Source organism: Bradyrhizobium sp. MV1.5 (genome assembly GCF_055807615.1).
In genome coordinates this window covers 36,776-57,399 of record NZ_JBVVPL010000024.1, presented here as the reverse complement: position 1 = coordinate 57,399, position 20,624 = coordinate 36,776, and the positions used below count along the sequence as shown (strand labels likewise).

At 65.7% G+C, this 20,624-nt stretch carries 17 protein-coding genes; 11 read left to right on the top strand and 6 right to left on the bottom strand.

Features of this window, described 5'->3' with window-relative positions; all coding sequences use genetic code 11:
- Window positions 1-207 precede the first annotated feature (207 nt).
- Window positions 208-2,010, bottom strand: coding sequence for a caspase family protein (locus AC0L2J_RS21955; RefSeq protein ID WP_473394215.1), 1,803 nt, complete (start codon window positions 2,008-2,010; stop codon window positions 208-210).
- 164 nt (window positions 2,011-2,174) lie between these two features.
- Between AC0L2J_RS21955 and AC0L2J_RS21950 the strand changes: the two genes are divergently transcribed.
- Entirely contained in the window at window positions 2,175-2,618 is a 444-nt protein-coding gene (locus AC0L2J_RS21950) for an RbsD/FucU family protein (protein WP_473394212.1), read from the top strand.
- Window positions 2,619-2,648: 30 nt separating this feature from the next.
- Here AC0L2J_RS21950 and AC0L2J_RS21945 read toward each other — a convergent pair whose 3' ends face one another.
- The gene (locus AC0L2J_RS21945; protein WP_473251262.1) at window positions 2,649-2,966 is read right to left on the bottom strand and encodes an antibiotic biosynthesis monooxygenase family protein; all 318 of its coding nucleotides are present in this window, start codon (window positions 2,964-2,966) and stop codon (window positions 2,649-2,651) included.
- A gap of 121 nt (window positions 2,967-3,087) precedes the next feature.
- Here AC0L2J_RS21945 and AC0L2J_RS21940 point away from each other — a divergent pair, with 121 nt between their 5' ends.
- Complete coding sequence (locus tag AC0L2J_RS21940) at window positions 3,088-3,447, top strand: hypothetical protein (RefSeq protein WP_473394208.1); 360 nt, start codon at window positions 3,088-3,090, stop codon at window positions 3,445-3,447.
- A 238-nt stretch (window positions 3,448-3,685) separates the two neighbouring features.
- On the opposite strand, the gene AC0L2J_RS21935 is transcribed toward AC0L2J_RS21940, so the two are convergent.
- Complete coding sequence (locus tag AC0L2J_RS21935; RefSeq protein WP_473394204.1) at window positions 3,686-5,089, bottom strand: hypothetical protein; 1,404 nt, start codon at window positions 5,087-5,089, stop codon at window positions 3,686-3,688.
- A 75-nt stretch (window positions 5,090-5,164) separates the two neighbouring features.
- Between AC0L2J_RS21935 and AC0L2J_RS21930 the strand changes: the two genes are divergently transcribed.
- On the top strand, window positions 5,165-6,361 hold the full coding sequence (locus AC0L2J_RS21930) for an MFS transporter (RefSeq protein ID WP_473394199.1): 1,197 nt from the start codon (window positions 5,165-5,167) through the stop codon (window positions 6,359-6,361).
- Here the strand turns inward: AC0L2J_RS21930 and dgcA are convergent.
- The gene (gene dgcA, locus AC0L2J_RS21925; RefSeq protein WP_473394195.1) at window positions 6,331-7,326 is read right to left on the bottom strand and encodes an N-acetyl-D-Glu racemase DgcA; all 996 of its coding nucleotides are present in this window, start codon (window positions 7,324-7,326) and stop codon (window positions 6,331-6,333) included. The two genes, AC0L2J_RS21930 and dgcA, sit on opposite strands and share 31 nt — an antisense overlap.
- A gap of 143 nt (window positions 7,327-7,469) precedes the next feature.
- On the opposite strand from dgcA, the gene AC0L2J_RS21920 reads away from it, so the two are divergent.
- The 3 genes from AC0L2J_RS21920 to AC0L2J_RS21910 are packed head-to-tail and all read left to right on the top strand — an operon-like array spanning window position 7,470 to window position 10,271.
- Window positions 7,470-8,603 (top strand): MlaE family ABC transporter permease, encoded by a 1,134-nt coding sequence (locus AC0L2J_RS21920; protein WP_007612401.1) that lies wholly within the window; start codon window positions 7,470-7,472, stop codon window positions 8,601-8,603.
- Between the two features lie 2 nt (window positions 8,604-8,605).
- Complete coding sequence (locus AC0L2J_RS21915; protein WP_007612400.1) at window positions 8,606-9,376, top strand: ABC transporter ATP-binding protein; 771 nt, start codon at window positions 8,606-8,608, stop codon at window positions 9,374-9,376.
- A gap of 16 nt (window positions 9,377-9,392) precedes the next feature.
- On the top strand, window positions 9,393-10,271 hold the full coding sequence (locus AC0L2J_RS21910; protein ID WP_473394188.1) for an MlaD family protein: 879 nt from the start codon (window positions 9,393-9,395) through the stop codon (window positions 10,269-10,271).
- 250 nt (window positions 10,272-10,521) lie between these two features.
- Here the strand turns inward: AC0L2J_RS21910 and AC0L2J_RS21905 are convergent, their stop codons facing one another.
- On the bottom strand, window positions 10,522-16,164 hold the full coding sequence (locus AC0L2J_RS21905) for an apolipoprotein A-IV repeat region-like domain-containing protein (protein WP_473251257.1): 5,643 nt from the start codon (window positions 16,162-16,164) through the stop codon (window positions 10,522-10,524).
- 396 nt (window positions 16,165-16,560) lie between these two features.
- Between AC0L2J_RS21905 and AC0L2J_RS21900 the strand changes: the two genes are divergently transcribed.
- A complete protein-coding gene (locus AC0L2J_RS21900; protein WP_088931159.1) occupies window positions 16,561-16,935 on the top strand; it encodes an Hpt domain-containing protein in 375 nt (124 codons plus the stop codon).
- Window positions 16,936-17,100: 165 nt separating this feature from the next.
- Window positions 17,101-17,421, top strand: a complete 321-nt coding sequence (locus tag AC0L2J_RS21895; RefSeq protein ID WP_007602043.1) for a 2Fe-2S iron-sulfur cluster-binding protein — start codon at window positions 17,101-17,103, stop codon at window positions 17,419-17,421.
- 12 nt (window positions 17,422-17,433) lie between these two features.
- On the opposite strand, the gene AC0L2J_RS21890 is transcribed toward AC0L2J_RS21895, so the two are convergent.
- Window positions 17,434-17,901: an acyl-CoA thioesterase gene (locus AC0L2J_RS21890; protein WP_063995689.1), complete on the bottom strand. Its 468-nt coding sequence runs from the start codon at window positions 17,899-17,901 to the stop codon at window positions 17,434-17,436.
- Window positions 17,902-18,080: 179 nt separating this feature from the next.
- Here AC0L2J_RS21890 and AC0L2J_RS21885 point away from each other — a divergent pair, with 179 nt between their 5' ends.
- From AC0L2J_RS21885 to AC0L2J_RS21875, 3 genes are all read left to right on the top strand, one after another.
- Window positions 18,081-19,109, top strand: a complete 1,029-nt coding sequence (locus AC0L2J_RS21885; protein WP_007612390.1) for an NAD(P)/FAD-dependent oxidoreductase — start codon at window positions 18,081-18,083, stop codon at window positions 19,107-19,109.
- A 116-nt stretch (window positions 19,110-19,225) separates the two neighbouring features.
- The gene (locus tag AC0L2J_RS21880; RefSeq protein ID WP_007612388.1) at window positions 19,226-19,828 is read left to right on the top strand and encodes a DUF2147 domain-containing protein; all 603 of its coding nucleotides are present in this window, start codon (window positions 19,226-19,228) and stop codon (window positions 19,826-19,828) included.
- 377 nt (window positions 19,829-20,205) lie between these two features.
- Complete coding sequence (locus AC0L2J_RS21875) at window positions 20,206-20,562, top strand: hypothetical protein (RefSeq protein ID WP_473394180.1); 357 nt, start codon at window positions 20,206-20,208, stop codon at window positions 20,560-20,562.
- Window positions 20,563-20,624 lie beyond the last annotated feature (62 nt).

The window sequence follows — 20,624 nt, the reverse complement described above, 5'->3', positions numbered from 1 at the left end:
CCCCCGGCGCGCCCCTTTTTTTTTTTGTCCCTGGGGGGTCCCACCGCGCCGCTTGGCTGGGTGCAACCTCTCCCGCTTGCGGGGGAGGTCGGCGCGAAGCGCCGGGTGGGGGCTCTTTCCTCTCGGGGGATCCTCGTTTGTGGAAGCACCCTCTCCCCAACCCTCCCCCGCAAGCGGGGGAGGGAGCGCACCTTCTTCTTTGCATCATCAGTGCGTGAAGCCGCGGTGGTTGTTGCCGTTGTTGCCACCCTGGCTCTGGTTCATCGACTGGCGGAAGTTGTTGTTGCCATTGTTGACGATCCGGTTGTTCGTGTTGAACTGCGGGCGGTCGTTGTTCTGCACCTGCAGCTTGTTTACCGGGTTGTTGCTGATCTTCACGCCGTTGTTGATGCGGATCGGGTTGTTCTGGGTCTGAACGTTGACGGGCTTCGTATCGATGGTCGTGCCGCCCTTGCCGACATTCACCGGCATGCTCACGATCTTGCCAGGATTGCCACTGGTTGTGCCGTTGGCAGTGCCATTCGGCGTCTTATTGGTCGCAGGCAGCGTCACGATCTTGCCGATGCCGCCATTGTTGTTGGTGGTGTTGGTCGGCGCGGGCAGGGTCACGATCTTGCCCGGGGTCTGCGACGGCGTGCCGTTCTGCGGGTTGGGCTGGTTGTTGCCCGCCGGCAGGTTGACGATCTGGCCGCCATTGCCGAGCTTGCCGATGCCGTTGTTGTCGCCCGACTTCTGCACGATCGGCAAGTTTCCGTTCAATTGCGCGCCGCCATTACCCTGCTGCAGCGGCATGTATTTGGGCTGGCCGAGATTGCCGATCTTGAAGGTCGGGGCGATGTTCTGCGGCGCCAGGAATTTGGTCGCCTGCATCAGGGGGATCTGCTTCGGCTGCGTCTGGAGCTTCAGCGCGACCTGCGCATAGGGCGTGTTGCCGTAGCTATCGTAGAAGTTCTTGTAGGCGACCGGCGAGTTTGCGAGCACCGTCTTGTGCCAGGCCTGCGTGAGCAGCAGGTTGTTGAGCAGCCAGCGGACGTGATCGCACAGCGGGTCGTGCGGATACATCTGGATGAACTCCTGATAGTACTCGGGCCGAGCTTCCGACACCACGTAGTCATAGGCCTGGCGCGTCGAGCGGCTCGGCAGGTTGGAGGCCATCTGCACCACAGGCGCATTCACCGGCGCGCGGTTGGCGGCAACGGCGGTGTCGCCGAAGAAGGTGAAGTCCGACGTCAGCGACGAGCTCTCCCACGGGATCTGCGCGCCGCTGGTGGTCTGGTTCACTTCGAGGCGCACGCGCTTGAACAGCTGCTCGATCGGCACGTTGGGCTCGCGCGCGACGTTCAGGAAGGCCTGCGTATAGGGGCTGTGGCCGCCGGTGCCGTCCTGCGCTTCCGCGCCCGGCGCGGTCGAGTAACCGACGATCGAACCGTTCGGCGCATCGACGATGGCCAAGCCGCGGCCGGCATCATTCACGTTCGGGAACGGGTTGTTGCGGCAGGCGTCGAGGATGACGATGCGCATGCGGCTCGGGATCGTCTCCAGCGTCGACATCACGTCGACCAGGCGGACGGAGTTGTTGACGAGTTCGGTCTGGCTCGAGACCTTGGCGTCGACGGGAACGAGGTAGTTCTCGCCGGCGAGCTGCACGCCGTGACCGGCGTAGTAGACCATCGCCACGGTGTTCGGACCGCGCGCCGACACTTTGGCGGAGAAGTCCTGCACCACGCGGAGCATGTCGTTTTGGGTGAGGTCGGTCGCGGCGACCACTTCGAAGCCGGCGGAGTTCAGGAACTTCGCCATGGACTCCGCGTCGTTGTCCGGATTGGCGAGCTGCGGCGCGTTCTGGTAGTTCGAATTGCCGATCACCAGCGCCACCCGCTGTTCCGGGCCTTGCAGCGCGGTGGGGGCCGGCTCGACCGGGGCGACTTGCGCGGAAACTGGGCCGCAGGCAAAGCCGAACAGGCTTCCCAGCAGGCTGGCCGTCATCAGGAAAGGTCTTAGGCGGAACATGGCGTGCTCCTTTGGCACTGATCTCGATACGAGATTGGTTGCCGCGGAGCTTGGCCGCGTTCGAGTTTGAGGTCCGTGATCCCCATCACCATGGTAGGCTGCGTGATCTGAATCACGCTTGGAACCTGCCAAGGTGGGCGCCCCATGGGAGGACAGTCCGTCACATGCTGAAATCGATCGATCCGATCCTCACGCCCGACCTGCTCTGGCTGCTGGCTTCCATGGGCCATGGCGACGACCTCGTTTTCGTCGATGCCAATCACCCCGCGGCACGCATCGCGCAGAGCACGAATTCGCAGCGCCTGATCCAGTTGCCGGGCATGAGCATGGAGACCGCGATTCGCGCCATCATGTCGGTCTACCCGCTCGACGATTTCGATCCCGATCCGGTACGCGTGATGATGCCGGTCGACGATCCCGACCGCGTCCCCGACGTGCAGCGCGCGGTGCTCGCTGAGATCGAACGCGCCGCCGGCCGGCCGGTCACGCCCGGAAAACTTTCGCGGCCGGATTTTTATCGCGCGGCGGCGGCGAGCTTTGGCGTCGTGCAGGTCGGCGACAGCAGGGGCTATGGATGCTTCCTGATCAGGAAGGGCGTGATCAGCTAGCAGCGCACGATCGAACGATGCGGGACCGCGTCACGCGTGCGCGAATGGTCCAACTTCGCGGATCACCTTGCAGATCTGCAGGAAGCCGCTGGCATAGAATTCGGCATGTCCCCGCTTCATCGTCTCGACATGTTCGGGATGGGTGCGCCAGGCCTCGAGCGCTTGCTCCGAGGCAAAACGGAACACGGTGAGCTCCTCGCCGTCGTCGGCCTTGAACGACTTGACCGACACAAAGCCGGGAAGACGGCTGACGATGTCGTACATGCGCGCGCCGAGCCGGTCGTGTTCGTCGACAGAGGCGCCGTTACGCAATTGCAGATCGCCAATGACAATCACTTCGCCAATCATGTTTCCTTGACCCTCGGTGATGAATTTCCGTTCCCGATCTCTTCGATTTCGCGATGGGCTTTGTTACATCGCCCCCCGAATTTGAATGGCCTGCCGGCATCCGACTGTTTATGGTCGGTCCATGTCGCGCCTTATGTGTCTATCTGTCGCTATCGTCCTATCGCTGCTGCCGGCCGTTGCGCCGGCTGCTTCGATCCAAAAGCGTTCCAAGCAAGCCTGGCATGGCTACGGCTTCCTGCCGGGCTATCGCCAGCCGCTGAGCAACAGCATTCCGCTCTACAAGCAGAAGGAAGCGATGCGGCGGATGTCGCCCAGCGACCGGCGCCATTGGTACATCGATCCGGTCCCGCAATATTACGGCTGGGACGGTGAGTGGCGCTATTTCGGCCGGCCCGGCTTCGGCGGCGGCCGCTACAATGGCGGCAGTTTTGGCCCGTGCTGGACGCGGACGCCGATCGGGGCAGTGTGGAATTGCGGGTGATGGGCTGAGGATCCGTCACTGCGACGTAGCGCGCTACGCTCGCAATGACGTTGAGGAGAGAGTGTTTTTCCTTACTCCGCTCTCGTGCCCCGGACGCAGCGCAGCGTCTCTTCGACGGTGCGCTGCAGAGCCGGGGCCCATGCTGCACAGGAATTCGTTGCTTGCTGGGTCCCGGCTCTGCGCAGCAACGCTAAGGGCGTTGCAGCGCGTCCGGGACACGAGACCGGGATGCATCCCCTTACGAGAAGAACGCGATCTTCTCGGCCTGGGTCATGCGGCGGATGGGCGCCATGGGATCGTTGGCGGCGGCGCGGGGCTTTTGCAGGATGCCGCTGGCGAGGATGGTGGCGCCGAGCGAGGCTTCCGGAACCGGCGAGGGCATCGGCAGCGTCGTGGCCTGCGCCGCGCCGAATGTCGCGGTGGCTGCCATCACCGGCGCCGGCTGCTCCATCACTTCGGCGGCGGCTTCCGCAATGGCGTTGGTGAGGCGCGCCAGCGATTCCATCGCGATCGGCGCTTCCTCGACGGGCTCCTCCACGACCGCTGCGGCGGCGACTGGCTCCGGTGCGGCCGGCTCCGGTGCGATCGGCTCCGGTATCTCGGCTGCGATGGGCGCTGCGGCCTCCGTAACCACCGGATCCGGAACGGTCGCTTCCATCTCCACGGGCTCGATGATCTCGTCGAATTCCGGATCGGGCGCGGCCATCTCCAACGCGATGGCCTCGAGTATGGCTTCGTCCTCGGCTTCGGCGGCGGCGTCGAGCGAAAATTCGTCCGTCACCTCGGCAAAGGCGGCGGGCTCAGCGGACGGCTCTGCAAAAGCGGCGGCTTCAGGCGCGGCCCGGCTCTCCGCGAGGGTCTCCGGCTCCAGGGCGGCGTCCATCGCCTGTTCCGCCACGGAGAAGGCCTCGGCGACGACGTCGGCCGCTTCCATGGTGGTTTCGGGCTCGGTCGCCTCTGCGATGTCCTGCGGCGCCTCCGTAAAAGCCACGGCTACTTCGCTGGCCATCGCAGCAGGCGCGGCCTCCGCCAGCGGAGCTTCCGCAACGGGCGACGGTGCCTCCTGCACCGGAGCCGGCGAGGGGCGCGCGGCCTGCGGCGTTGCGTCAGCGTCGGTCTGGTCGATCCGGTCCTTGAGCAGATCGAATGCGGCCTTGAGGTCGGCGCGGGGATCGATGGTCGAAACCTGCGCGCAGGCCGCCTCGATGGATGCGAGCTGCGAATCAATCAGGTCGCAGATTCGCCCGTCCGCGCCGATCTCGCGCCAGCGCCAGGAGATCTCCTTGATGATGCGGAGACCGCGCGGGATCGGCGCGAGGCTCGCCTCGATCGCCCCGGGATCGAACGCCGCGATCGCGATCGTCTCGGCTTCGCGGATCGCGTGCCGGATCGCGACCAGCGCCTCGGGGAGGCGGTCCTCGACGACGGGCTGGCGCTGTGCCGCAAGGGTTTCTTCGATTTTCGCGACAGCATCGAGCACCATGCGGGTGTCGGCGTTGCGGTTGCGCTTGGCGTATTCGCCGAGGAACCAGCGGCCGCGCGCGGTCTCCAGGAAGGCTTCGCGGATCGCGTCGTAATCCTGCTCGTTCGGCTCGGCCGCGCGGGCAGACATAGGCGAGAGGGCGAATGCTTCGTTGGCCATGTCAATCTCGTCGCGCAAATCACCGCGCGTTACAGTAACGATCATCACGATATCGACCGAATCGCAATTGGTTTGATGGCGCCCGAATCACAAATCCCCATCGCAGCAGCTCGGAAGCGGCGATTCGCCGTGAGCCTCGCGCTGTTCTATTCGGCCGTGTTCGCGGTGTCGGGAACGCATCTGCCGTTCTTTCCGGTCTGGCTGAAGGCGATCGGCATCGACGCGGCCTGGATCGGCCTCATCAACGCGCTGCCGGCGATCACGCGCTTCACCACGCTGCCGCAGATCACGGCCTTTGCCGAAAAGCGACATGCGATTCGCGCCGGCATGATGGTGTCCGTGCTGGTGACGGCGCTCGGGTTCACGGCGGTCGGCTTGCAGCAGCAGCCGCTGGCGCTGTTCCTGATCTATGCGCTGACCTGCATGATGTGGACGCCGACCATGCCGCTGACCGACGCCTATGCGCTGCGTGGCGTCGCCCGCTACGGGCTCGACTACGGGCCGGTGCGGCTGTGGGGCTCGGCAGCCTTCGCGGCCGGCTCGCTCGCCTGCGGCTATCTGGTGGACCACATTGCGGCGCGCGATCTGATCTGGGTCATCGTCGCCTGGGCCGTGGTTGCGGTGGCCGCCGGCATGCTGCTGCAGCCGCTCGACGATGTCAGGCGAAGGACGATTGCGGTGCACGCCAGCAAGGCGCTGCTGCGCGATGCCGCCTTCTGGGCCATTATCGTTTCGGCCGCGCTGATCCAGGGCAGTCACGTCGCGTACTACACGTTCTCGGCCATCAACTGGCAGGCCCACGGCCTCGGCGGGCTGACGATCGCAGGGCTCTGGACGTTAGGAGTGATCGCCGAGATCATCGTGTTCGCGTTGTCGCCGCGCTTCTCGCTGCACCCGTCCTCGCTCATGGCGATCGGGGGCGCGAGCGCGGTCGTGCGCTGGGTCGTCACCGCATACGATCCGCCGCTCGCGCTGCTGGCGATCGTGCAACTCGGCCACGGCCTGACCTTCGGGATGACCATTCTCGGCACGATGAGTCTGCTGGTGCAGCGCGTGCCGTCGCATCAGATCGCGCGGGGGCAGGGCTATTACGCCGCATGCAACGGGCTACTGGGTGCGACCACCTCGATCGCGTCAGGCGCGATCTACGCCCGCATCGGTGACGGCCTGTATTACGTCATGGCGGCGATGGCCGCTGCCGGTGCGCTTGTGATCTGGTCGGCGCGGCACCGTCTGAAAGCTCACCCCCAGAGCGAAGAGTCCGGCGGATAGACCAGGCTGTCATCGTAACGCAGGGCGTGATCGCGGTCGCGCGTCAGCAGCAGCGGGCCGTCGAGATCGACGAAGCGCGCCTGCGGCGTCACCAGCATCGCCGGCGCCATCGACAGCGAGGTCGCGACCATGCAGCCGATCATGATCTCGAAGCCGAGCGCCTGCGCGGCATCGGCCATCGCCAGCGCCTCGGTGAGGCCACCGGTCTTGTCGAGCTTGATGTTCACGGCATCGTAGCGCTCGCGGAGCGACGCCAGCGAAGAGCGGTCGTGCACGCTTTCGTCGGCGCAGACCACCAGTGGCCGCTTGATCCGGGCCAGTGCGTCGTCCTTTCCGGCCGGCAGCGGCTGCTCGACCAGGGTGACGCCGACGGCCTCGCAGGCGGCAAGATTGTGCTCCAGATTGGCCTCGGTCCAGGCCTCGTTGGCATCCACGATCAATTCGGATTCGGGAGCGGCCTTGCGTACCGCCGCGATCCGCTCCCCGTCGCCGTCGCCGCCGAGCTTGATCTTGAGCAGCGGCCGGTGCGCCGCTTTGGCAGTCGCCGCCGCCATGGCCTCGGGCGTGCCCAGCGAGATCGTGTAGGCCGTGGTGCGCTCGCCCGGCGACGGGCGGTCGAGCAGGCTCCAGGCCCGCAAGCCCGCCGCCTTGGCTTCCAGATCAATCAGGGCACAATCCAGGGCATTGCGGGCCGCTCCGGGCGGCATGGCGGCTTGCAGGGCCTGGCGGGTGAGGCCGCCGGCCACGGCCTCCCGCATGGCCTGGATGGCGGCAAGGGTCGCCTCGGGCGTCTCGCCATAGCGGGGATAAGGCACGCATTCGCCGCGGCCGGTCAGGCCCTTCCGGCTGACCTCGGCCACGACCGTCACGGCCTCGGTCTTGGCGCCCCGGCTGATGGTGAAACTGCCCGCGATGGGAAAGCGCTCGATTCGCGCGGCGAGGGCAGGAACTTTGCTGGAAGTCATTTTGAACTCTGGCGAAATCTGAACCTGCTGGTTACCTCTAGCAACTAAGGTTAACCAGTTGGGGATACCTTCTCCGGGTAAGGGCGCGTGCGCAACCATCTGATTTCAACCGTTTCTCGCGCCCCGGCACGGGAGCGGACATCTTGAACGGCGATCCGAAGCTGGAACGGATTGCGAAGGGCAATGCGCTGGCACTCTGCGCCACCGGAACCTGGACCGCGAGCTTCGCGCCGGTCCTGGAGCGGATGGTGGCCGACGCCGAGAAGCTCGCCGGCACCTCGCAAAGCATCTTCATCGACGTGTCCGAGGTCGCCAAGCTCGACACCTTTGGCGCCTGGCTGATCGAGCGGCTGCGCCGCAGCCTGACGCAGGGTGCCGTCGAGGCGCAGATCGCCGGCCTCTCCGCCAATTATTCGAGCCTCGTGGACGAGGTACGGCGGGTCAGGGCGACGCCCGTCATCGACACCAGCACGATCACCATCACCGGCATGCTGGAGCAGATCGGCCGGGCCGTGGCCGGTGTTGCCGGCACCGTCGCAGGCCTGATCGACATGCTCGGCGCGGTGCTCGCGGCGGTCGCGCGTACCCTGATTCATCCGCGCTCGTTCCGCCTGACCTCGACCGTGCATCATCTGGAGCAGGTCTGCTGGCGCGCGGTGCCGATCGTCGTGCTGATCACCTTCCTGATCGGCTGCATCATCGCCCAGCAGGGTATCTTCCACTTCCGCAGGTTCGGCGCCGACCTGTTCGTCGTCGACATGCTCGGCGTGCTGGTGCTGCGCGAGATCGGCGTGCTGCTGGTCGCGATCATGGTCGCGGGCCGCTCGGGCAGCGCCTACACCGCCGAACTCGGCTCGATGAAGATGCGCGAGGAGATCGACGCGCTGCGCACCATGGGTTTCGACCCGATCGAGGTGCTGGTGCTGCCGCGCATGCTCGCGCTCGTTCTCGCGCTGCCGATCCTGGCCTTCCTCGGCGCCATGGCCGCGCTCTATGGCGGCGGCCTCGTCGCCTGGCTCTACGGGGGCGTGCAGCCGGAGGCTTTCCTGCTGCGGTTGCGCGACGCCATCTCGATCGACCATTTCGTCGTCGGCATCGTGAAAGCACCGGTGATGGCCGCGGTGATCGGCATCGTTGCCTGCGTCGAGGGGCTCGCGGTGCAGGGCAGCGCGGAATCGCTTGGGCAGCACACGACATCGTCTGTCGTGAAAGGCATTTTTTTCGTCATCGTCATGGACGGTGTGTTCGCCATCTTCTTCGCCGCGATCGGGATGTGACGATGGCAGGCGAGATCCAGAATCCCATCATTCGCGTCCGCGACATCACCGTGCAGTTCGGCGCGACGCGCGTGCTCGACGGGCTGGACCTCGACGTCAAGCGCGGCGAGATCCTTGGCTTCGTCGGTCCTTCCGGCGCGGGCAAGTCCGTGCTGACACGCACCATCATCGGCCTCGTGCCGAAGGTCGCGGGGAGCATCGAGGTGTTCGGCGTCGACCTGGATGCTTCCAATACGTCGCAGCGTCGCAACGTGGAGCGGCGCTGGGGCGTGCTGTTTCAGCAGGGCGCGCTGTTCTCCTCGCTCACGGTGCGGCAGAACATCCAGTTTCCCATGCGCGAATATCTGCGGGTGTCGCAGCGGCTGATGGACGAGATCACCATCGCCAAGCTCACCATGGTGGGTCTCAAGCCCGAAGTCGCCGATCGCTTTCCGTCGGAACTCTCGGGCGGCATGATCAAGCGCGTCGCGCTGGCGCGCGCGCTGTCGCTCGACCCAGATCTCGTCTTCCTGGACGAGCCGACCTCGGGCCTCGACCCGATCGGCGCCGGCGATTTCGACGAGCTGGTCAGGACGCTGCAGCGGACTTTGGGGCTGACCGTTTTCATGGTAACCCACGACCTCGATAGCCTTTACACAGCATGTGACCGCATCGCCGTTTTAGGGAACGGTAAGATCATTGCGGCAGGGTCGATCGCCGACATGCAGGCCTCGCAACATCCCTGGCTGAGGCAATATTTCCATGGCAAGCGCGCTCGCGCGGTGATGGGCTGAGGTGCCGGAGTAGCTGATGGAAACGCGCGCAAATTACGTGCTGATCGGGTCGTTCACGCTGGCGGTGATCGCCGCCGCGATCGGCTTCGTCCTGTGGTTTCAGTCGTTGCACACCACCAAGCAGCGCAGCCCCCTGCGCGTCGTGTTCGAGGGCCCGGCCGCGGGCCTGCGCAACGGCGGTAGCGTCAATTTCAACGGTATCCGGGTGGGCGAGGTGGTCTCGGTGAAGCTCGACAACCCGCGGCGGGTTGTCGCACTCGCCATGGTCGAGAACAATGCCCCGATCCGCAAGGACACCCTGGTCGGCCTCGAATTCCAGGGCCTGACCGGCGTCGCCGCGATCTCGCTCAAGGGCGGCGAGGAGGCCGCGCCGTCGCCGCCGCTCGACGAGGACGGCATTCCCACGCTGACGGCCGATCCCAACAAGCTTCAGGACGTCACCGAGGCGATCCGCGGCACGCTCCAGAACATCAACAAGATCGTCGCCGACAATCAGGAGTCGGTGAAGAACTCGCTGAAGAATCTCGAGACCTTCACCAACTCGCTCGCTCGCAACTCCGAGAAGATCGACGGCGTGATGGCCAAGGTCGACGGCGTCATGCTCAAGGCCGACAGCCTCATGCTTGGCCTCAACACGCTCGCCGGCGGCAAGGACGGCGGCGAGCTGTTCCAGGCGGTGAAGTCGATCCGCGAACTGGCCGACGATTTCGACAAGCGCTCCGGCGCATTGATGACCGACGGCCGCCGTACGCTCGGCGACATCAGCCGCGCCGTCAACAATTTCGACCGCAACCCGACCCGCGTCCTGTTCGGCGCCAGCAACAGCGCGCCGCCAGCCGCGCCGCCACCGCCCGAGCCGCCGAAGCCCGCCGTGCCGGAGCGCCGGCGGCAGTAGGGGGATCGCCTCGTGCTTCTCCGGCGTCGTCCTGGCGAAAGCCAGGACCCATTACCCAGGAGGAGTTTGGCGAAGAGCAGTCGTTCGGTACTTCCACCGGCGGCAATCGACAGACCTCGCGGTATGGGTCCTGGCTTTCGCCAGGACGACACCGAATGTTTGTCGATCGCTTCGTTCCTAATGACACCCAAAACAAAAACGGAGGCCGCGAGGCCTCCGTTTCCTTATTCGTCATTTGCGAGCGGGCCGCTCACCCCAACCGGCCCGCTGCGTGAGCGAGCAGCGTATACACCAGGCCCGTCTCCGAGATCAGGTGATTGCGCAGCTCCTGCGGGCCGCGGCCGTCGCGGGCGACTTCGTCGAGCAGGCGTTCGAACTCGGCGACATAGCGGTCGACCGTGGCCTTGAAGTTGCGGTCGGAGCGATACTTGCGGGCGACCTCGTCAAAGGCCTTCTGGCCGGCGGGCGTGTAGAGGCGCTTGGTGAAGGCCTTGTTCTCGCCGCGCTGGTAGCGGTCCCACATCTCGGACGCGAGGTTACGGTCCATCAGCCGGCCGATGTCGAGCGACAAGGATTCCAGCGGATTGCCGCCACCTTGCGGAACCTGCGGCTGCGGCGCCGGTGCAGCCTGGCGGCCGCGCTGGGGCTCACGTCCGGTCGGCGCACCCTGGTTGGCGTCCGTGCGGCTCAAGAGGTCCGACAGCCAGCCGTCGCGGCCCTGGTCGTTGCCGGCCGGCGCGACCGGCGGCGCTTCGGTGCGGCGCGAGGACGCGGGCATGCCGAGGTCCGGCGGCGGCAGCGTCGAGGCGCTGGCGCTCTCGCGCATGCGCGTCTCGGTGCTGCGCGCGCCGACGGCCGCCAGCATCGGCTCTTCCTGGCGCTGCACGCTGGCGCGGCCGGTCGTGGAGACGTCGAGGCCGCGGCCGTGCTGGGCCACGATGCGGTTGAGCTCGGCGAGGGCCTCGATCTGGTCGACGATCACCTTGCGCATCTGCGCAGTGCTCTCGGCCGCCTCCTGCGGCATCTCGAGCACGCCGCGGCGCAGCTCGTTGCGGGTGGCTTCGAGCTCGTTGTGCATCTCGAACGCCATCTGCTTCATGCTGGAGACGAGGTTGGTGAACTTCTCCGTCGACTGCTTGAACATCGCATCCGCCTCGTCGGTGGTCTGGCGGTAGATGTCGTGCATGGCCTCGACGGTCTGCCGGTGCTCCTCTTCGGAGGCCGACCGCACCGCCTCGAACTGGCGGGTGATCGCGGCGGAACCGGCGCCGGCGGTCTCCGCGACGACGCGGGCGATGTCGCGGGCGCGCTCTTCGGCGGCCGCCAGCGATTCATCGAGCAGGCCGGTGAAGCGAGACAGGCGCTGGTCGAGATCGGCGGTGCGCAGGTCGATCGTGGTGACGAGCGATTCCAGCGCCTCCTTGCGTTCGGCGAGCGAGGCGGTGGTGTTCTTGTTGCTCTGCTCGACGACCTGCGCGGCCTCGACGAGTGCCTTGCCGTGCGCGTCGAACTGGGTCGAGAGCTCGCCGAGATCCTGGAGCGCCCGCGTGGTCTTGCTGTTGAAGACGTTGAGCTGGTCTTCCAGGTTCTGCGTCGCAGCGCCGTTGCGCGAGGTGACGTCGTTCATCGCCGAGACGAAGTCGGCGACGCGCGTCACCAGCGCCCGCTCGAGCGAGTTGAGGTTGTCGTGCGCACCGGTCAGCACCTCCTGGAGCAGGATGTTGCCTTCGCGTAGGCGCTCGAACAGGGCGACCGTATCGGTGCGCAGGATCTTGCTGGTCTCCTGCATCTCGGTGACGGCCGCGATCGAGACCTGGCGCGACTGGTCGATCGCCGCGCGCGAGGCCTGCTCGAGGTCCTTGAGCGACTTGTTGACGGCACCCGTCGCCATCTCGCTCGCCGAGTTGATGGTGCGCGCCACCTCGGAGCCGTTGCCCATCATGGTCTGCGAGAACGCATGTCCGCGCGTCTCGATCGACTTCAGCGCGTCGGACGTGACGCGGTCGATATCGAGCGTGAGCTGGCTGGTCTTGGAGCCGATCGCGTCCACGAGCGAGCCGCGCTTGGCGTCGATCATGTTGGCGAGACGGTCGGACTGCTGCTGCACGTAGGTGACGATCTCGTCGGTCTTGCCGGTCATGGCCTGGCCGAAGCTGCTGCTGGCGGCGAGCACCGAGCGCTCGACGTCCGCCGAGCTCGACTTGACCCGCGAGCTCGCCTCGTTGGAGGCGTTGATCAAGGCGTTCTGGGCGTTGAGCGCGCTGGTCTGGATGTCGTTGGTCGCGTTCGCGGTGGCCGTGCTCAGCGTACGCTCGATCTCGCTCGAGATCGTGCGGATCTGGCTTGCGGCATCCGCCGAGGTCGAGACCAGCGAGGTCTGCGCCTCACGCGCGCTGTTGAGGATGGTCGAGGCGGTGTCGGCGCCGACCGAGGTCAGCGTGCGCTCGATGTCCGTGGTCAGCGACTTGATCTGGCCTGCTGCGTCCGTCGAGGCGGAGATCAGCGTGCCCTGGGCCTCGCGTACGCCGCTGGTGAGCGCTTCGATGGTGGCGCCGCCGGCGGTCGCCAGCGCGCGCTGCATCTCGGCCGCCAGCGAACGAACCTGGCCGGTCTGTTCGGCGGAGACCGCCAGCAGGGTGCTCTGGGCATCGCGGGCGCTGGTCGTGATCGTCTCGGCGGTCGACTGGCCGACCTGCGAGAGCGACCGATGCACTTCGGCGGCGAGGGACTTCACCTGGCTCGCCGCATCCGAGGACGCGTTGACGAGCGTGCTCTGGGCTTCGCGGGCGCCGGTCATGATGGTCTCGGCCGTCGCGGTGCCGGCCATCGAGAGCGAGCGCTGCACGTCGGAGGACAGCGCCTTGATCTGGTTGGCGGTCTCGCTCGAGGCCGCGATCAGCGCGCTCTGCGCATCGCGGGCGCCGGCGGTGATCGATTCCGCCGTGGCGGAGCCGGCCATCGAGAGCGAGCGCTGCACGTCGGCGGTGAGGGTCTTGACGTGGTTGGCCGCGTCCGAGGACGCCGTGACGAGCGTGGTCTGCACCTCGCGGGCACCGGCCAGGATCGAGGCGGCGGTCGCCGAGCCTGCCGACGACAGCGTGCGTTCGACGTCGGCCGCGAGCCCCTTGATCTGGTTGGAGGCATCGCCCGAGGCCGCGACCAGCGTCGACTGCGCTTCGCGGGCGCTGGTTAGGATGGAGTTCGCGGCTCCGGTGCCGACAGCAGTCAGCGCGCGCTCGACCTCGGCGGAGGTCATCTTGAGCTGGGCGTTGACGTCGGAGGAGACCGTCATCAGCGACTGCTGCGCGGTGCGCGCACCGGTCTGGATGGTCTCGCTGGTGTTGACCACGAGGTTGGTGAGCGAGCGCTCGGCGTCCTCGACATGCGAGCGGATCGCGGTCGAGATCATCTCGGCGCGGGACATCATGTCCTCGCTGGCCTGGCGTCCGCTGCTCTCGATGCGGCCGGCGACGGCCTCGACGCGCGAGCCGAGCAGGTCCTCGAACTGCGCCACGCGCACGTCGATGTCGCTGGCGACCGAGCCGACCTTGGTCTCGATGGCCTGCTGGATGTCCTGGAAGCGCGCCGTGACCGTGTCGGTCAGGTGCATGCTGCGGCCGTCGATGATTTCGGTGACGCCGGTGATGCGGCGGTCGACCGCCTCGATCGCCTGCGCGGTGCCGTCCGTGAGCGTCGAGGTCAGGAGCGTGAGGCGGGTATCGATCGACTGCACGGCCTGCGAGGCGCCGTTCGTCACCGCGGTGGTCAGGTAGGTGAGACGCGTGTCGATGGATTCGAGCGCCTGCGACGCGCCGCCGGTGAGGGTGGTCGTCAGATGCGTAAGGCGCGTGTCGATCGTCTGGATGGTCTGCGATGCGCCATCGGTCAGCGAGCTCGTGAGGTGGTTGAGGCGGGAGTCGATCGACTGGATCGCCTGCGCGGCACCGTCGGTCAGCGACGAGGCGAGCGTGTTGAGCCGTCCGTCGATGGTCTCGGTGACCGACTTCGCGCGGGTATCGAACGACTGTTCGAGCGCGGCGACGCGGCCGACGAGCTGCTCGTCGAAGGTCTTGATGTGACCATCGATCGTCGAGTCGAGGCTGGAGATCTTGCCGTTCAGCGAGGTGTCGAGGTTGCTGACGCGCTCGCCGATCGTGGTCTCGAACTGTACCAGGCGCTGGTCGAGCACCGCCGTGATGGCGCCGCCGTTAGAGGTGAAGCGGGTGTCGAAATTGTCGACATAGGTCTTCAGCGACTCATGGATATCCTGGGTGCGCTGGCCCATCCGATCGACGATCTCGCCGCCGAAGGTCTTCACGGTGCGGTCGAACTCGGAGATGTGGCGGGTGATCAATGCGCCCAGCGTGCCGGAGTCGCGGGCGAATTTCTCGACCAGCTCGGTGCCCTGGTTCTTCACCAGCTCGTCGAAGGCGCTCATCTGGAGCGACAGCGAGTCGTGCGCGGTCTCGGTCTGGCTGACGACCTTGGCGACCAGCGTGTTGACGGTGGCGTCGAGCGCCTCACTCGCCTTGTCGCCGGAGGTCATGATCTGGCCGGCGAGGCGGTTGCCGGCGTCGTCGATCTTGGCGGACAGGTCGTTGGAGCGCAGCTCGAGCTCGAGCAGCAGCGAGTCGGACGAATTCTTCAGGCTGTCGTGCACCTGCTCGGTACGCTCGGAGATGCCGTCGACGATCGCGGCGGAGCGCTGCTCGAACTCGCCGGTGATGCGGTCGATGCGCTCGTTCAGCATTTCGTGGACGCGGTCGGCGAGGTCGACGAATTCGTCGTGAACGTGGCCGGTCTTGAAATTGAGGCTGGTGGTCAGCCGCTCGCTGGCGTCGAGCACGGCGCGCGTTGTCTCGTTGCTGGCCTCCTCGAGCCGGTCGAGCAGGTCGCCGCCGCGCTCGCCGAGCGCGAGGATCATGTTGTCGCCGGCGTTGCTGAGCGCACCGGTGATGTGGGCGCCGCGCTCTTCGAGCGCGCCGGTGATGGACTTGGCGACCTCGTCGACGCGCGAGGCAATCGCGTCCGAAATCAGCGCGATATCATGGCGCAAATCGATCTGCACGCCGGATATGGCGCTGCGGACCTGCTCGGCCTGGCCGACCAGATTGTCGCGCTGATGTGCGATGTCCTGGAGCAGGGCGCGGATGCGCACTTCGTTGTCGGAATAGGCGCGTTCGAGCGCCGCGACTTCGTTGGCGACCAGCGTCTCGAGCTCGCCGGCGCGCGCGATGGCGCGCTCGATGCCGTCGCCCATCGCCGCAACCTCGCGGCGGATGGCCTGGCCGACGGTGACCATCGAATCCGAAGCCGAGCCTTCCGGCTCGGAGAAGCGGATCGCAACCTGGGCCATCGCCTGCGCGACCGAGCTCATTTGCTGGCCGCGCCAGACGAGGCTCGCCAGGAAGAAGAACAGCATGATCGGCGCGAAGAACATCGTGACCAGGCCGGCAATGGCCAACACGCCGCCGCTCTGGCCCATCGCCGCCTGGATCGAAGGCAGGAAGCCGACCGTCAGCGCGGCGCAGGCCGCCAGCCAGATGACCGTGAAGATTGTCGCGCCGGTATAGATGTTGCGGGTCGGGCGTCCCGTCTGCAACGTCTGCAAGAGCTGGCCGATGGTCGCACGGTCGTCATTGGCGGCGCGGCGCGAGGAGCGCGGCTCCTCGATCTGGTCGAACATCGCGCGTTCGTTCGCGGCAGGGCGCGCGTCGAAGCTCGGTTCGTCGAATATCGGGGGAGCCGGTGGCGCGACCGGGGGCGACGTTTCGCTGCGCATCGAGGCGTTGCGGCTGGTGTCCGCGGCCGTGTCGCTGATGTTCAGGGCTTCCTGGATTGCAGAAAGCGCATCTTCTGTGGGGTCTTTGACCTTTTTCGGAGTGTTTGCCATGTTCAGTCCGAGCCCTCGTTACTTGTACGCGTCCCCCCGCGAGCTCTGCGCGCTACGCAAGCCCACAGTCCGGATCATGCCGCTTGCGCGGATCTCCGAGCCATCCCCACCCGGACGGCTTGTCCGCCAATTTCTCCAACATCCTATTGGCAGAGCGTCGCGAATGAAATGCCCGCGATTAAGACATTCTTAATCATCGTTAACAGGATCGCGCCGTAAGGCCTTAGCAATAAATGCAATTCTCCACCGGACTCGCCGGATTGCGGCAACTTTTCGTCAATAAACAGGCAGATTTGCGCAAAACGGCCGGAACATTTCGTTAACCATTTCCGTGCTTGGGTAGAGGGAACTTGACCGCCGGACCGGCGGCCATCGCGCGATGCCGGGGCCTGCGCCATGATGCCTGAACTGCAACGGATGGACTGGATGCCCTCGCCCCCGCTTGCACCCATCGACAGCCCGCTCGACCTCGATCATCTCTCCCGCATGACGCTCGGCGATTCCGAGCTGAAACAGGAAGTGCTGGCGATGTTTGCCGAGCAGGCGGTGCGCTTGATGGCGGCAATGGCGGCGCTGCCGGCCGAGGCTGGTGCGCTCGCCCACAAGCTCAAGGGGTCGGCACGCGGGATCGGCGCCTTTGCGGTGGCGGATGCCGCCGCCAGCCTGGAGACCGCGATCCAGACCGGACAGGGCCGGCCTCACGCCTTCGCCGCGCTGAAAGAGGCGGTGACCGAGGCGCGCGCCGCCATCGAGGCGATCCTGAACCCTTAGGCCGACAAGGCCAGAACCGTGCTCTAGTCTTTTGTTTTGACGGGTTTTCTTCCCGCGAAACGGCATTCACGACTTATCAAAACGCTATGGCGCCGGGCTGAGCGACCCGTTATAGGACAGCCCGGACCCTCCTTCATTCCCTAGATCGCGGCAGCACGAGCACACATGGCCAAAATTCACTTTGTCGATCACAAGGGCGAAACCCGTACGGTGGACGTCGAGAACGGCGCGACTGTGATGGAAGCCGCCATCCGCAACAGCATTCCCGGCATCGAGGCCGAATGCGGCGGCGCCTGCGCCTGCGCCACGTGCCACGTCTATGTGGATGAAGCGTGGCGCGAGAAGGTCGGTAGCCCGACGCCGATGGAAGAGGACATGCTCGACTTCGGCTTCGACGTGCGTCCGAACTCGCGCCTGTCCTGCCAGATCAAGGTCTCCGACGATCTCGACGGACTCGTGGTGGCGACGCCGGAACGGCAGGCCTAACTCACTTATCTATCATGGGCTCGGCGGCGCGACCTCAATGCCGCGCTTGTGCCAGGGTCTGAGCTTCTCGAGCACTTCTGAGGTCAGCGGTGCCGGCCGTCGCGTCGCCTCGTCGAGCATGACGCCGACTGACGTCGCAGACGCAATGCACTTCCCGTTCGAAAACACGACCTGCTCGAACGTCACCGATGTCCGCCCGAGCTTCACCACGCCGAGGCCGAGCTCGATCGTATTCGGCCAGTGCAACTCGGCGCGAAAATGCATGTCGAGCCGCACCATGATCCAGGCAAGTCCCGGCGGCGTCAGGCCGTATTCCGGAAGCTTCATCAGCGTGACACGGCCGGTCTCGAAATAGGTGGCGTAGACCGCGTTGTTGACGTGCTGGTTGGGGTCGAGATCGCCGAAGCGGACATTGTCGCTGAGGCGAAAAGGATAGTCCTCCAGGCGCGGCGTCGTATCGAGGCGGCTTGGTGCGTTCACCGATTGATCTCCGTCATAGCGTTGCTGGTTACAGCCCAGTTATCCTGACCCGGCAAGTGGGCGTGGCTGCGGGGCGCTCCCGCTTTTATGCCTTCCCTGATCCATCCCCGTTGGCTAGACAGGCAGGGTCACCTCGGCCCACAGGGCGCCGTCCCACCGAACGACGATAAAGAGACGACATGAGCGACGCGATCAAAACGGATGTGCTGATTATTGGCGCCGGCCCCTGCGGTCTGTTCGCCGCTTTCGAGCTAGGCCTTCTCGACATGAAGACGCATTTCGTCGACATCCTCGACAAGGTCGGCGGCCAGTGCGCAGAGCTCTATCCGGAAAAGCCGATCTACGACATTCCCGGCATTCCGCAGGTTTCGGGGCAGGGCCTCACCGACGCGCTGATGGAGCAGATCAAGCCGTTCCATCCGACCTTCCATCTCGGCGAGATGATCGAGACCGTCGAGAAAATCGGCGATCCCCTGTTCCGCTGCACCACGGACGCCGGGAAGGTGTTCGAATGCAAGGTGCTGGTGATCGCTGCCGGCGGCGGCTCGTTCCAACCCAAGCGTCCGCCGGTGCCGGGGATCGAAGCCTATGAAGGAAGCTCGGTGCACTACGCCGTGCGCAAGATGGAAACGTTCCGCGACAAGAACGTGTTGATCGTGGGCGGCGGCGATTCCGCGCTCGACTGGACGCTCAATCTGCATCCGATCGCCAAGCGCATCACGCTCTTGCACCGTCGCGACGATTTTCGCGCCGCGCCCCACAGCGTCGAGCAGATGCGCGCCCTGGTCGCGGCCGGCAAGATGGATCTGCGCCTCGGCCAGGTCACCGCGCTGTCAGGCAGCGAGGGCAAGCTGAGCGGCGCGACCGTCAAGGGCAACGACAACAGCGTGAGCGAAATTACCTGCGACACCATGCTGCCGTTCTTCGGCCTGACCATGAAGCTCGGTCCCGTCGCGAACTGGGGCATTGCGCTGGAGAACAATCTGGTGCCGGTCGAGACATCCGCGTTCGAGACCAACGTGCCGGGCATCTTCGCGATCGGCGACATCAACACCTATCCCGGCAAGATCAAGCTGATCCTGTGCGGCTTCCACGAGGGCGCGCTGATGTCGCAAAAAGCCCATCGCTATGTCTATCCGGAGAAGCGGCTCGTGTTCCAGTACACGACCTCGTCCTCCAGCCTGCAAAAGAAGCTCGGCGTCAACTGACGGCGGGGGCCAATGCCCCATGTTTCTGGTGCTGGAACAGTTCGCGAAATCGCCGTAGTCTGCGGCCATTGCAGTTGGCGGCTTAGCAAGGCGATTGGCTCAGCAAGGTGATGATAATGCGGACTCTCTTTTCCAGCTTTCGGCTGTTCTCGCTCCTCGCGCTCGCGATGTCGCTCGGTGCGGTGAGCCCGGTTGTGGCGCAAGTGCAGCAGCCGACCGCCGCAGGCCTCTGGCAGAAGGTCGAAGACGGCAAGACGGTGGGTTGGTTCCTCTTCATCGACCACAACGGCATCTTCGAAGGCGTCATCGCAAAAACCTTTCCGCGGCCCGGCGACGACCCGAACGAGATCTGCGCGAAATGCACGGACGATCGCAAGAACGCGCCGGTGCTCGGGCTTTCCTTCATCCGCGACATGAAGCGCGACGGCTTGAAGTATGACGGCGGCAACGTGGTCAATCCGCGCGACGGCAACATCTGGAAGGCCAAGATGACGGTCAGCCCGGATGGGCAGACCCTGACGATGCGCGGTTTCCTCGGCATCTCCCTGTTCGGCAAGGACGAGACCTGGACGCGTCTTCCCGACGCCAACATCGCGCAGGTCGATCCCGCGATCGTCGCGAAATATCTCCCGGCGCAAGCGACCGCCGCGACCAAGCCGGTGCCCGCCCCTGCGGCGAAGAAAGGCGGCGCGATGATGGCGCCGGCGCCGAAGCAATAGGGTCTACGTCGCGCGCTGTGCCGCCCGAACTTCCGTAGCGCCACACACCGCCGTCATTGCTCGCGAAGGCGGGGGCTCCAGTACGCCGCGGCCTCTCCGCGTTCTTGCGCGGTGTCCTTGGCCCCCGTGTGCAATCGCGCATCCGGCGATGACCGCGGAGATCTTGGCGCGCGAGTAGCGGTCATACCCGTCGAAAGACGAACGCGTGCCGGACGCGCGCCAGTAGTTCCCCGGAATGCGCTGTGGCGCCAGATTTGCATAGCTATCCGCAAAGCTGTTGGGGGAATGAGTCGCTGTCCTTGACGCCCTTCGCCGAGTCGCGGAAGGCGAACGGCAACTATCGCCCCGCGGCGATGATCTCGATCCGCGGAGACGACATGAGACGTGCAATATCGTGTGCCGCCATGCTGCAGGTCCTGACGGTGCTGCTGACGGTCCCGACGCTGGCACGCGACGACGGGCGCTTCGCAAACTCGCCGCTTAAGCCCTGGTTCGAAAGCCTGCACAGCGAATACGGCCAATGCTGCTCGGATGCCGACGGCTACGTGGTCGCCGATGTCGACTGGGAATCCGATAAGGGCCGTTATCGCGTGCATCTCGACGGCGAGTGGGTGGTCGTGCCCGACGGCGCCGTCATCACCGAGCCGAACAAGATCGGCCGCACCATGGTGTGGAAGCACTATATCGACGGCCATCCCCGCGTGCGCTGCTTCATGCCGGGCAGCATGACGTAGATTGAAGCGTCATCCCGGGCGATGCGCAGCGTCGAAACGGGACTCGCACCAATGCATCCGCG